General features: G+C 75.4%; 3 protein-coding genes. All 3 read left to right on the forward strand.

Annotation, left to right across the window (positions count from 1 at the left end; translation table 11 throughout):
• The first annotated feature begins 57 nt into the window (after positions 1–57).
• The 3 genes from ACPXCS_RS36110 to cimA all read left to right on the forward strand — a co-directional run bounded on the left by ACPXCS_RS36110 (position 58) and on the right by cimA (position 14,109).
• Positions 58–11,664 (forward strand): SDR family NAD(P)-dependent oxidoreductase, encoded by an 11,607-nt coding sequence (locus ACPXCS_RS36110; RefSeq protein WP_425952080.1) that lies wholly within the window; start codon positions 58–60, stop codon positions 11,662–11,664.
• 165 nt (positions 11,665–11,829) lie between these two features.
• Positions 11,830–12,363: a flavin reductase family protein gene (locus tag ACPXCS_RS36115; RefSeq protein ID WP_425952079.1), complete on the forward strand. Its 534-nt coding sequence runs from the start codon at positions 11,830–11,832 to the stop codon at positions 12,361–12,363.
• 120 nt (positions 12,364–12,483) lie between these two features.
• A complete protein-coding gene (gene cimA / locus ACPXCS_RS36120) occupies positions 12,484–14,109 on the forward strand; it encodes a citramalate synthase (protein WP_425952078.1) in 1,626 nt (541 codons plus the stop codon).
• Positions 14,110–14,496: the final 387 nt, after the last annotated feature.

The raw sequence follows: 14,496 nt of genomic DNA on the forward strand, positions 1-14,496 counted from the left end.
GCGGGGGGCGGGACGGCGCGGATTCGACGAGAACCGACGAGCATCGAGGAAACGCAGATGGGCGACCCCATGACGAGCAGCAACGAATCCTCGGCCCCTTCGGCCGTCTCTGCGGACATCACGGCGTTCCTGCGTGAATGCGTCGCCGAGATGCTGGACGTGCCCGCCGGTTCGGTCCGCGTCGACCGGTCCTTCAGCGAGCTGGGACTGCCGTCCCTGCGCGCCGTCGAACTGACCGCCAAGGTCTCCGCACTGCTGGGCCGGGAGATCTCCGGCACCGCGGTGTGGGACCACCCCACCATCGAAGCCCTGGCCGCCCACGCCGGCGGAGCCGCGCACGAAGAGCGCCCCGGCCGGACCCGGCCGGCCGCCCCGGCCGGGGCGCACGACCCCATCGCCCTCGTCGGCATCGGCTGCCGCCTGCCCGGCGGCATCGAGGACCCCCAGGCCCTGTGGCGCGCCCTGGGGGAAGGACTCGACGCCGTCAGCGAGGTCCCCGCCGACCGCTGGAACGCCGACGAGTGGCTGGACCCCGACCCCGACGCCCCCGGCCGGACCGTCACCCGCTGGGGCGGATTCCTCGACCACATCGGCGAGTTCGACGCCGACCTGTTCCGCATCTCCCCGGCCGAGGCCCGGTCCATGGACCCCCAGCAGCGCATCGCCCTGGAGACCGCCTGGTCCGGCCTGGAGGACGCCCGGATCGCCCCCACCGCGCTGCACGGCACCCGCACCGGCGTCTTCCTCGGCGCGATGGCCCAGGAGTACCACCTCGCCACCGGAGCCGACCCGCACTCCATCGGCACCCACTCCGCGACCGGCTGGGACAACTCCGTCATCGCCGCCCGCATCGCCTACGCCCTGGGCCTGCACGGCCCCGCCCTCGCCGTCGCCACCGCGTGCAGTTCCTCCCTGACCGCCACCCACCTCGCCGTCCGCAGCCTGCGCTCCGGCGAGTGCGACCTCGCCCTGGCGGGCGGCGTCAACGTCATGCTGCACCCGCACACCACCGTCGCCATGACCAAGTTCGGCGGGCTCAACCCCGAAGGCCGCTGCCGCGCCTTCGACGCCGACGCCGCCGGCTACGTCCGCGCCGAGGGGTGCGGCATCGTCGTCCTGCGCCGCCTCTCCGACGCCCTGGCCGCCGGGGACCGCATCTACGCCGTGATCCGCGGCAGCGCCGTCAACAACGACGGTGCCTCCAACGGCCTGACCGCCCCCAACCCGCGCGCCCAGGCCGCGGTCCTGCGCGAAGCCTGGCAGGACGCCCGCCTCGCCCCCTCACAGGTCGCCTACGTCGAAGCCCACGGCACCGGCACCCCGCTCGGCGACCCCATCGAGGCCGCCGCCCTCGGCGAGGTCTTCGCCCCCGGCCGCGCGGAACCGCTGCGCGTGGGCTCCGCCAAGACCAACTTCGGCCACCTGGAACCCGCGGCAGGAGTGACCGGGCTGATCAAGACCGCCCTCGCCCTGCACCACGGCGAACTCCCCGCCAGCCTGCACTTCGACACCCCCAACCCGCGCATCGACTTCGACGCCGCCCGACTCCGCGTCGTCGACCAGGGCCAACCCTGGCCCGGCGAAGGGCCCCGCCGCGCCGGCGTCAGCAGTTTCGGCTTCGGCGGCACCAACGCCCACGTCGCCCTCGAAGAGGCACCCGGCCGCCGCGGCCCCCTCCCGGACCCCGCCCGACGCACCACCACCGGCGAACGCCCCGCCCTCGCCCTGTTCTTCTCCGGCCACGGCTCCCAGTGGCTCGGCATGGGCCGCGACCTGCTCACCGAACCCGCCTACCGCACCGCCCTGGCCGACTGCGACCGCGCCCTGCGGCCCGTACTGGGCTGGTCGGTGACCGAGGAACTCCTCGCCGGCGACCACGACTCCCGCCTGGAGCGCACCGACGTCGTCCAGCCCGTCCTCTTCGCCGTCCAGGTCGCCCTCGCCCGCACCCTTCGCGCCTGGGGCCTGACCCCGCACGCCGTCCTCGGGCAGAGCATCGGCGAGGTCGCCGCCGCCGTCACCGCGGGCGCCCTCCCCCTGGAGGAAGGCGCCCGCATCATCGGCGTCTGGTCCGCGCTGATCGCCGAACGGGCCGCCGGACAGGGCGCGCTGACCGTGTGCGACCTCACCCCCGACGAAGCCCACGACCTGATCCGCTCCGCAGGCCACCCCCTGGCCGTCGCCGGCCACCTCGCCCCCGGGCAGGTCTGCCTCTCCGGCCCGCGCGAGGCCATCGCCGCCGTCGAACGGGAACTCGCCGCACGCGGCACGAACGCCACCCGCGTGCGCATCGACTACGCCGCCCACAGCCCGGAACTGGCCGACCTCGCCGACGAACTCGGCCGCCGCCTGGGCACCGTCCGCACCGCCCGGGCCACCGTCCCCCTGTGGTCCACCGTCACCGGCGCCCCCCTGGAGACCACCGACACCGCCGACACCGCCGTACTCGACGCCTCCTACTGGGCGAGCAACATGTGCCGGCCCATGCTGGTCACGCAGACCGTCCAGGCCCTGGCCGCCGCCCACCCCGGCCGGCCGCTGCGCCTGATCGAGATCTCCCCCCACCCCGTCGCCCGGCACTCCCTCGAACGGATCCTCGCCGAGCGCCCCGACGCCGCCGTCCTCACCACCGGCCGGCGCGACACCCCCGACCGGCGCGGCCTGGAGCAGACCGCCGCCCGGCTCTGGCAGGACGGCGCCGACCTCGACCGGGCGGCGCTCGCGGGGCAGCCCCGCCGCGCCGAACTGGCCACCCCCGTGGTCCTCGCCGTCTCCGGCCGGACCCGCCCCGCCCTCGCGGCCAACGCCGCCCGGCTCGCCGACCGCCTGGCCCACGCCGCCGGCACCGAACTGCGCGACCTCGCCTACAGCTCCACCGTCACCCGCGCCCACCTCGACCACCGCGCCGCCGTCGTGGCCGCGACCACCGAGGAGGCCGCCGAGGCGCTCACCGCCCTCGCCGAGGACCGGCCGCACCCGGCCGCCGTCGAGGACGAGAGCGAGGAGCTGACGGGCGCCTGGGGGAGCGGCACCTCCGTCCTCTTCACCGGACAGGGCAGCCAGCGGCCCGGCATGGGCCGCGCCCTGCACGCCGCCTTCCCCGTCTTCCGCGACACCTTCGACGCGGTCTGCCGCGCCCTCGACCCCCACCTGGCCCGCCCGTTGCACCAGGTCCTCCTCGCCCCCCAGGACAGTGCCGAGGCCCGCCTGCTGGACGAGACCGAGTTCACCCAGCCCGCCCTCTTCGCCTTCGAAGTCGCCCTGCACCGCCTGTGGGAGAGCTGGGGCGTGCGCCCCCGGGCCGTGGCCGGGCACTCCATCGGCGAACTCGCCGCGGCCCACGTCGCCGGCGTCCTCGACCTCGACGACGCCGCCCGCCTGGTCGCCGCCCGCGGCAGACTCATGCAGTCCTGCCAACGCGGCGGCGCCATGGCCTCCGTCCAGGCCACCGAGGCCGAGGTCCTCCAGGCCGTGGCGCCGGTGGCCCGCAGCGGCCAACGCGTCTCGGTCGCCGCCCTCAACAGCCCCACCCAGACCGTCGTCAGCGGCGACGAGGAAGCCGTCGTCCGCGTCGTGGAGCACTTCGCCGCACAAGGACGCCGCACCCGGCGCCTGACCGTCTCGCACGCGTTCCACAGCGCGCACATGGACAGCATGCTCGACGCCTACCGGGCCGTCGCCGAACAGTGCGTCCTGCGCGTGCCCGAGATCCCCCTGTTCTCCACCGCCACCGGCACCTGGACCGACTCCCGTACCCCGCCCGGCCAGGGCGCCACCTCACCCGAGCACTGGGTACGGCAGGTCCGCGACGCCGTCCGCTTCACCGACGCCGTGGCCGCCCTCGAAGCCGCCGGCCTGCGCCGCCACCTCGAATGCGGCCCCGCCGCCGTCCTCACCGCCATGGGCGTGGCCTGCACCGACCGCGAGGAGGGCTTCATCCCCTCCCAGCGCGCCGGGGACCGGCCCGACGAGGTCGGCGACGTCCTGCGCGCCCTGGCCGCCCTCCACGTCAGCGGCGAGGACCTCGACTTCGAACAGGTCTACGCCGACACCGGCGCCCACCGCACCGACCTGCCCCCTTACGCCTTCCGCCGCACCCACCACTGGATCGAGGCGGCCCCCCGCCCCGAGAACCTCCCGCCCGCCCGCCCGGCGGCCGACGACGCCCTGTGGCAGGCCGTCGGCACCGGCGAAGCAGAACGGATCTGCGCCCTGCTCGGCACCTCCGACACCACCGCCGTCGAGGCACTGCTGCCGCACCTGGCGGCCTGGCGCGAGCAGCAGGACCGCGCCGGCACCGCCGCCGAAAGCCTCTACGAGGACAGCTGGCACCCCCTCACCGCCGCCACCACCCCCGACCTCACCGGCGACTGGCTCCTGGCCACCCCCGCCGACCCGGCCGCGACCGCACTCACCCAAGCCCTCGCCCAGGCCCTCACGGACGCCGGCGGCACCGTCCACCCGCTCCCGGCCGCCGACAGCCGCACCGCCTACGCCGCCGCGCTGGAGACCCTGACCACCGCCCTGGCCGGGCGGACCCCCCGCGCCGTCCTCGCCCTCACCTGCCTCGACACCGACCCCGCCGGTGGTGCCGTCACCACCGGCGCCACCCGCACCCTCGCCCTCACCCAGGCCCTCGGCGACAGCGGCCTCGAGGCCCCCCTGTGGCTCGTGACCCGCGGCGCGGTGCGCACCGGCGCCCAGGACCAGGCCCCCCGGCCGGACCAGGCACTCGCCTGGGGCCTGGGCCACGTCACCGCCCTGGAGCACGCCGACCGCTGGGGCGGACTCGTCGACCTGCCCACCCCGGCCGGCCACCCCCCGGCCGGCCCCGCACCCTCCTTCGCCCCCCTCGATACGGTCACCACCGGCCACCTCCTGAGCACCGTCGCCGCCCGGACACCCGACCGGGAGGACCAGGTGGCCCTGCGCCCGGCCGGCCCCCTGGGGCGGCGGCTGCGCCGGTTCCAGCCCCCCGCCCCCCACCTCCCCTGGCAGGCCCGCGGCACGGTCCTGATCACCGGAGGCAGCGGCGCCCTGGCCGGCCACCTCGCCCGCCACCTCGCCGGACGCGGCGCCGAACACATCGTCCTGGCCTCGCGGCGCGGCCCCGGCGCCGAGGGCGCCGCCGAACTCGCCGCCGCCCTCGAAGCGGCCGGAACCCGCGCCACCCTCGCCGCCTGCGACGTCACCGACCGCGCCGACCTCGAACGCCTCCTGGCCCGCATCGACGAGGACAGCGCACCGCTGCGCGCCGTCTTCCACACCGCGGGCACCCTCGACGACCGCCTCCTGGACCACCTCGACGCCGAGGCACTCGCCGCCACCACCGCCCCCAAACTCCAGGCCGCCACACACCTGCACACCCTCACCGCCGACCGCGACCTGGACGCCTTCGTCCTGTACTCGTCCGTCGTGGGCACCCTCGGCAACATCGGCCAGGCCAACTACGCCATGGCCAACGCCGCCCTCGACGCCCTGGCGGAACAGCGCCGCGCCGACGGACTGCCGGCCCTGAGCATCGCCTGGGGCCCCTGGGCCCAGGGAGGCATGACCCAGGGGAGGGCCGAGAGCCAGCTCAAACGCGTCGGCCTCGTCCCGCTCGCCCCGGACGCCGCCCTCACCGCCCTCGACGCGGCCCTCACCGCCGGCCCTCCCACCGGACCGGCGACCCGGATCGCCGCCCGCGTCGACTGGGCCCGCGCCGCCCCCACCCACCAGGCCGGCCGCGCCCGCCCCCTACTGGCCGACCTCGCCGAGACCCGCCCCGACCACGGGACCACCCCCGCCACCCCCGCCGGCCGGGACGACGCCGCCAACCCGCTGCGTACCGCCCTGACCGACCTGGCCGACGCCGACCGCCTGCCCCACCTTCGCACCCTGATCGCCGTCGAGGCCGCCGCCGTCCTCGGCGTCACCGACCCCGCGAGCCTCGGCACCGAACGCGGCTTCAAGGACCTCGGCTTCGACTCGATGATGGCGATCCAGCTGAGCACGCGCGTCCAGCGACGCACCGGCATCACCACCCCCAGGACCCTCATCTACGACCACCCCAACCTCACCGCCGCCGCCCACTGGCTGCTCGGCGAACTCCTGGGCACCACCGGCGACCCGGCCGCCCCCGCCCCCACCGCCCGCCGGGACGAACCCCTCGCCATCGTCGGCGTCGGCCTGCGCATGCCCGGCGGCGCCCACGACCTCGACAGCCTCTGGCAGATACTCGCCGAAGGCCGCGACACCGTCGGCGAGATCCCCGCCGACCGCTTCGACATCGACGCCTACTACGACCCCGCCCCGGACACCGAGGGCACCACCTACGTCCGGCACGCCTCCTTCCTCGACGACGTCGCCTCCTTCGACGCCCCCTTCTTCGGCATCTCCCCACGCGAGGCCGACCCCATGGACCCGCAGCACCGGCTGCTGCTGGAAGCCGCCTGGAACTCGCTGGAGAACGCGGGCATCCGCCCCGACGACCTCCGCCACTCACGCACCGGCGTCTTCGTCGGCGCGGGCGCCGGAGAGTACGCCGCCCACCGCGCCGGCACCCCCGACACCTACACCCTCACCGGCAGCCTCCAGAGCTTCAACGCCGGCCGGCTCTCCTACCACCTGGGACTGCAAGGACCCGCCCTCTCCGTCGACACCGCCTGCTCCTCCTCCCTGGTCGCCCTGCACCTCGCCGCCGAGGCACTGCGCGGCGGCGAATGCGACATCGCCCTCGCCGGAGGCGTGCAGGTCCTCGCCGACCCCGGCTCCTTCGTGGCGCTCAGCCGCTCCCACGCCCTCGCCCCCGACGGCCGCAGCAAGACCTTCTCGGCCGAGGCCGACGGCTACGGCCGCGGCGAAGGCGTCGCCCTCGTCGTGGTCATGCGGCTGTCCGACGCGCTCACCGCCGGCCACGACGTCCTCGGCGTGATCCGCGCGGGGGCCGTCAACCACGACGGTGCCAGCAGCGGCATCACCGCCCCCAACGGAACCTCCCAGCAGAAGGTGGTCCGCGCCGCCCTCCACTCCGCCCAACTGGCCCCCACCGACATCGACTACGTCGAATGCCACGGCACCGGCACCCCGCTCGGCGACCCCGTCGAAGTCCAGGCCCTCGCCGCCGTCTACGGCGAAGGCCGCGACGCCTCCACCGCGCTGCGCCTGGGCACCGCCAAGAGCGTCATCGGCCACCTGGAATCGGCCGCGGGCATCGCCGGGGTCTGCAAGGTACTGGCCGCCTTCCGCCACGGCGCCCTGCCGCCCACCCCGCGCTCCACACCGCTCAACCCCGCCATCGCCTGGGACGACCTCCCGGTCACCGTCGTCGACGAACTGAGCCCCTGGGCCCGCACCCCCGGCCGGGTACGCCGCGCCGGCGTGTCGGCCTTCGGGCTGAGCGGCACCAACGCCCACCTCGTCCTGGAAGAACCCCCCCTGCCCGCCTTCGAGGACGCCGCTCCCGCCGCGCCCCGGCCGCCCGCCCTGCCGGTCGTGCTCTCCGGCCGCACCGACAAGGCCCTGCGCGAGCAGGCCGGACGCTGGGCCCGCTGGCTCGACGCCCACCCCGGCACCGCCCTGCCCGACATCGCCGCGACCGCGGCCCGCCACCGCACCCACTTCCCCAGCAGGGCCGGCGTCGTGACCACCGGCACCGAGGAACTGACCGCCGCCCTGCACGCCCTGGCCGAGGGCCACGACAGCGAGCACACCGTCCTCGGCACGGCCGAGCCCCGCGGCAAGACCGTCTTCGTCTTCCCCGGCCAGGGCAGCCAGTGGACCGCCATGGGCCGCGACCTGCTGGCCCACAGCCCCGTCTTCGCCGAGGCGATCGACCGGTGCGACGCCGCCCTCGCCCCCCTGACCGGCTGGTCGGTGCGGTCGGTCCTGGCAGGCGAGCAGACACCCGGCACCCCGCCCGCCGACCGCGTCGACGTGGTCCAGCCCGCCCTCTTCGCGATGGGCATCGCCCTGGCCGCCCTCTGGCGCTCGCTCGGCGTCGAACCCGCGGCCGTGGTCGGCCACTCCCAGGGCGAGGTGGTCGCCGCCGTCGTCTGCGGCGCCCTCACCCTGCAACAGGGAGCGCAGGTCGTCACCGCACGCTCCCGCGCCGTCCTGGACATCTCCGGCCGGGGCGGCATGGCCCTGATCGAACGCCCCGTCGCCGAGGTCGAGGACCACCTCGCGCCCTACGGCGGCACCCTCTCGATCGCCGCGGTCAACACCACCGGCTCCACCGTCGTCTCCGGAGCCGCACCGGACCTGGAGGACCTGGTCACCACCCTCCAGCAGCAGGGAGTCTTCGCCCGCACCATCCGCGTCGACTACGCCTCCCACAGCACCCAGATGGACCCGCTCCTGCCCGCCCTCGCCACCCGCCTCGCCGACCTCACCCCCGGCCGGGCCACCACCGCCTTCTACTCCACCCTCCTCGGCCACGCCGTCGAAGGCCCCGAACTCGACGGCCAGTACTGGTGCCGCAACCTGCGCGAACCCGTCCGCTTCGACCGGGCCCTGCACCAACTCCTCGCCGACGGCCACACCGTCTTCGTGGAGATCTCCGCCCACCCCGTCCTCGCCATGCCGCTCACCGACGGCTGCGCCGACCACAACGGCCTGGTCGTCGGCTCCCTCGCCCGCGGACACGGAGGACTCGACCAGCTCCTGCGCAACCTCGCCCTCCTCCACGCCGGCGGCCACACCGTCGACTGGCAGGCCGCCCTCGGCGACCGGCCCACCACCCTGGTGCCCCTGCCCACCTACGCCTTCCAGCGCGAACGCCACTGGCTCGACGCCCCCGAACCCTCCGCGGACGCCCAGGCGCTGGGCCTCCAGGCACCCGCCCACCCCTGGCTGGGAGCAGCCACCGCACTGGCCGACGGCGACGGGCACCTCCTCACCGGCAGCCTCTCCCTGACCCGGCAACCGTGGCTGAAGGACCACCTGGTCTTCGGCACCGCCATCGTGCCCGGCACGGGACTGCTCGAACTGGCCACGGCCGCCGCCCACGAGGTCGGCGCCGCGGGCGTCGCCGAACTCACCCTCGCCGCACCCCTCGTCCTCGACGACGAACTCCACCTCCAGATCACCGTCGGCGCCCCCGAGGGCGGATCGCGCACCCTCACCGTCCACAGCCGCCCGCGCGGCAGCTCCGATCCCTTCACCTGCCACGCCACCGGACGCCTCACCGACACCCCACCCACCCCCGCCACCCACCCCGCCACCCCGGACGGCTTCGCCGACCTGGCCCGATGGCCCGTCCCCGGCGCCGACCGCGTCCCCCTGGACGGCTTCCACGACCGCTTCCGGGCACGCGGCATCCACTACGGGCCCGCCTTCCAGGGCCTCACCGAACTCTGGCGGGCCGGCACGACCGCCTACGGCCTCATCCGGCTGCCCGCACCCCACGACGGCACCCCCTACGCCATCCACCCCGCCCTGCTCGACGCCGCCCTGCACACCATGGAGGGCGCCGCAGACCCCGACCCCGCCGCCGAAGCCTGCGGCGCCCTGCTCCCCTTCGAATGGAGCGACACCGAAATCCACGCCGTCGGCAGCCAGGAACTGCGGGTCCGCGTCGACCTGACCGAGACCCCCGAGCACGGCCGGCGACTGCGCCTGTGGGCCACCGACCCCACCGGCGCGCCCGTGCTCCACGTGGGCGCCCTCCACCTGCGCCGCGCCGACGCCGCCCAGATCCGCGCCGCCCGGAACACCGACGGCCTCCACCAGCTCAGCCACCTGCCCGTGGAACCGTCCGGCACCCCGAACGACGCCACCGCCGACGCCGTCATCGGCGGCACCGGCGAACTGGCCGCCCGCCTCGGCGCCACCGCCCTGCCCGACGCCGCCGCCCTCACCGCCCGGCTCGACACCGACCCCGGCCACCGCCCCGGCCGCGTCCTGATCGACCTCACCGGCCCCACCCAGGCACCCGACCCCGCCGACCCCGAGGCGGCCCACGCCGCGGCCGCCGCCGCGCTCGGCGAACTGCGCACCCTGCTGGGCGACGAACGCCTGGCCACCACCGAATTGACCTGGCTCACCCGGGACAGCACCGCCGCCGCCCCGGGCGATGCCCTCGACGGCCTGGCCCACGCCCCCCTGCGGGGCCTGCTGCGCACGGCCCGCACCGAACACCCCGAGCGCTCCCTGCGCCTGATCGACCTCGGCCCCGCCGAGACCGGCCCCCGCACCCTCGCCCGCGCCCTCGCCCTCACCAGCGAGGAGGAACTGGCCATACGCGGACAGGACATCCTCACCGCCCGCCTCACCCCGGCACCCCCCGCCACCGGGCACGGCACCGCCCGCGCCCTGGACCCCGACGGCACCGTCCTGCTCACCGGCGGCACCGGCGAACTGGGCGCCGCCGTCGCCCGCCACCTCGTGACGCACCACGGCATCCGCCACCTGGTGCTCACCTCCCGCCGCGGGCCCGACGCCCCCGGCGCCGCAGAACTCACACACCAGCTCCAGGAAGAAGGTGCGCAATGCGTCCGAGTGGTGGCCTGTGATGTCTCTCGCCGAGATGACCTGGCGCAGGTGCTCGCTCTTGCTGCGCAGGACCGGCCGTGGACTGCTGTCCTGCACCTCGCGGGAATCCTGGACGACGGCGTCCTGCTGGGACAGGACACCGAACGCCTCCACCGGGCGCTGACCCCCAAGGTGGACGGCGCCCACCACCTGGCGGACCTGACCCGCGACCTCGACCTTGCGGCCCTGGTCCTGTTCTCCTCCGCCGCCGGCACCCTGGGCACCGCCGGGCAGAGCGTCTACGCCGCCGCCAACACCTGGCTCGACGCCTTCGCCGCCCGCCTGCGCGCCCAGGGCCGCCCCGCCAGCAGCCTCGCCTGGGGACTGTGGGAGCAGGCCGGAACCGGCATGACCGCCCACCTCAAGGGCACCGAACTGGCCCGCATGCGCCGCCAGGGCATCGCCCCCCTGCCCCTGGCCCAGGGGCTGCGCCTGCTCGACGCGGTCCTCGGCCGGCCCGCCGGCAACTACGTCCCCGCACGGCTCGACCTCCGGCAGCTCCAGCGGGACGCGAGCGAAGGCGGGCAGGTACCCCCGCTGTTCCGTTCCCTTGTCCGGCCCCGCGCACAACGCGCCGCCACTGCCGGCGCCCCGGCCGCCACCGGACTGCGCGACCGCCTGCTCGCCGCACCCGCGCCCGACCGGCAGGAGATCGCCACCGCCCTCGTGCTGCGCGAGGTCGCCGCCGTGCTCGGCCTGGAATCACCCGCCGCGCTCGCCCCCGACCAGGTGCTCAAGGACCTCGGCCTGGACTCCCTCATGGCGGTCGAACTGCGCCGCAGGCTGGCTCAGGAGACCGGCCTCACCCTGCCCGCGACCCTGGCCTTCGACCACCCCACACCCGAACGCATCGCCCACCTCGTCCTGGACCGCATGGACCTGACCACCGCCCCGGCACCGGGACAACCGGCCGCAGCACCCCTCGACGACGACCCCGACGCCACCCTCGGCTGGGCCCTGGCCCGGCTCACCGCCGCCCGCCTCCACGACAGCGGCCTGCTCCGCAGCCTGGTGGAACTGGCCCGGCAGAGCCAGGACAGCCCGCCCGCCCCGGCCCTCACCCCGGCCGCCGCACCCCCCGAGGAGCGGTCGGTGGACGACATCAACGCGGAGCTGGACGCCTTCCTCCAGGCCTCGGGCCTCAACTGAGAGGCCCGGCTGCCCCACCCGCCACCCCCACCGGGGCCCCAGCACAAGAGCCCCCGGCGGGAGCCGCCCCGCACGGCCCCCGACCACAGCGACGACGCGACGACGCACACCCACCCGGCACACGCCGCCGCCCGGCAACCTCCAGCAGAATGCGGAGCCTTCGACATGACAGCCACCACCACCGGCATGCCGGCCCGGCCCGACGCGGCGGCCTTCCGCGCCGCCATGGGCCGGTTCCCCACCGGCGTCACCCTGCTCACCCTCGGCAGCGGCGACACCACCACCGCCATGACCCTCAACAGCCTCACCTCGGTCTCCCTCAACCCCCTGCTCCTGCTCGTCTCCATCAAGACCGCAGGCCGGATGCGCCCCCTGATCTCCCGCGCCCAGGGCTTCGCGGTCAACGTCCTCGGAGAGGACCAGCGCCACCTCGCCCAGGAGTTCGCCCGCCCCGGCCGCCCCGAAGGCCGGGCAGCGATGACCCGCCTCGCCGCCGTCCCCGGGATCACCGGCCACGCCGTACTCCCCACCGCCGAATCCTCCTTCGAATGCGCCCTGGAGGAAGAACGCCGAGCGGGCGACCACACCCTGCTCATCGGCCGGGTCGTCGCCGTCGGCTCCGCCGACAACGGCCCCCGGCCCCTCGTCTTCCACCAAGGCGCCTTCACCGGCATCCCCACCAGCCCCGTACGGGGCTGACACCCCCTGGCCAGCGGCTTCCGCCGGATCTCGAGCACGGCTCAGGCGGACCGCCGGATCGTCGGGGACGAGGACGTCAGCAAGGGGCGGCATCGCCCACATCACCGGAGGGCGACAGACATGGCCGAGGGCGGCATCGAGCTGTACGACACCACTCTGCGCGACGGCAGCCAACAAAAAGGCATGACGCTCACGGTCGACGAGAAACTCGCCGTGGCCCGCCTCCTGGACAGCATCGGAGTGGGATTCATCGAGGGCGGCTGGCCGGGCGCCGTCCCCCGCGACACCGAATTCTTCCAACGCGCCCGCACCGAACTCGACCTGCGCAACGCCCGCCTCGCGGCCTTCGGCTCCACCCGCCGCCCCGGCATCACCGTACCCAGCGACCCCCAGGTCCGCGCCCTGCTCACCTCCCAGGCGCCCGTGATCACCCTGGTCGGCAAGAGCCACACCGGCCACGTGGAACGCGCCCTGCACACCACCCTCGCCGAGAACCTCGCCATGATCGGCAGCACCGTACGGCACCTGGTCGCCGCCGGCCGCACCGTCTTCCTCGACGCCGAGCACTACTTCGACGGCTACCGGCTCAACCCCCAGTACGCCCTGGAAGTCGTCCACACCGCCACCGAGGCCGGAGCCCGCGCCGTCGTCCTGTGCGACACCAACGGCGGACACCTCCCCGACGAAGTGGGCCGCATCGTCACCGCCACCCGCGCCGCCACCGGCGCCCCCCTCGGCATCCACTGCCACGACGACTCCGGATGCGCCGTCGCCAACACCCTCGCCGCCACCGACGCCGGCGCCGTCCACGTCCAGGGCACCGCCCACGGCTACGGCGAACGCTGCGGCAACGCCGACCTCTTCACCGTCATCGCCAACCTCGTCCTCAAACGCGGCCTGCCCGTCGTCACCCCCGACCAGCTCGCCGCCCTCACCCGCACGGCCACCGCCGTCACCGCCATCACCGGCGTCCAGCCCGCAGCCGCCGCCCCCTACGTCGGCGCCCTCGCCTTCACCCACAAGGCCGGCCTCCACGCCTCCGCCCTCCGCGTCGACCCCGACCTCTACCAGCACACCGACCCGGCCCGCCTCGGCAACACCATGCGCACCCTCGTCTCCGACATGGGAGGCCGCTCCTCCATCGCCCTCAAAGCCCGCGAACTCGGCCACGACATCGCCGCCTCCTCCGAGGAGGCCACCCGCGCCGCGGCCCGCGTCAAACACCTGGAAAGCCGCGGCTACAGCTTCGAGGACGCCGACGCCTCCTTCGCCCTGCTGCTCCACGAGGAACTGGCCCCCGCCCCCCTCACCCCGCCCTTCACCGTCGACACCTGGCAGGTCACCACCGCCCAGGGCCCCTGCGGACCCGCCCGCAGCGAAGCCACCCTGCGCGCCCGCGTCGGCACCACCGACCGCACCGCCACCGGAACCGGCGACACCCCCCTGACCGCCCTCGACGCCGCCCTCCACCAACTCCTCACCCCCAGCCACCCCCACCTCGACCGGCTCGTCATGACCGGCCACCAGATACGGGCCCTCACCTCCAGCGACAGCCCCACCACCTTCCGCGTCCTGGTCTCCTACCGCGACGGCGAGCGCACCTGGAACACCGTCGGCGTAGCCCAGGACACCCTCACCGCCGCCTGGCAGGCCCAACTCGACGCCATGCGCCACGCCCTGCTGCACCGGACACCCGCCGACACCGCCGAGCCCGCCGCCCCCGCGGCCTCCCTCGCCGTCGCCTGACCCCCACACCGACCCACCCCCCCTCGCACCACCACCTCGGCCACGCCCCCGTGCCCGAGCAGCTCCGCCGTGCCCGGACCCGGCCGGAACCCGGAGCACCAGATCCCCACGACCGAAGCTCAAGTGGCCACCGATTGGCTGCTTCAGTCCCCGAACTCTTCCTCGGGACGCTGTTCGCCCCGCCGCGGGCCGCGCAGAAAGGCTCAATGGTGTCGATGTCAAACCAGGACCGGATGCAGGCCGCCCTACCCGCGATCCGCGCACTGCAGAAGCGGGCCGCGGAACTGGAGGCCCGCCAGGCCCGGCAGCACGAGCCGATCGCCGTGGTGTCCATGGCCTGCCGCCTGCCCGGCGGCATCGACACCCCCGAGGCGTTCTGGCAGCTCC

Origin of the sequence: Streptomyces sp. DT190, assembly GCF_049846985.1 — a bacterium.
In the GTDB taxonomy this organism is placed as follows: domain Bacteria; phylum Actinomycetota; class Actinomycetes; order Streptomycetales; family Streptomycetaceae; genus Streptomyces.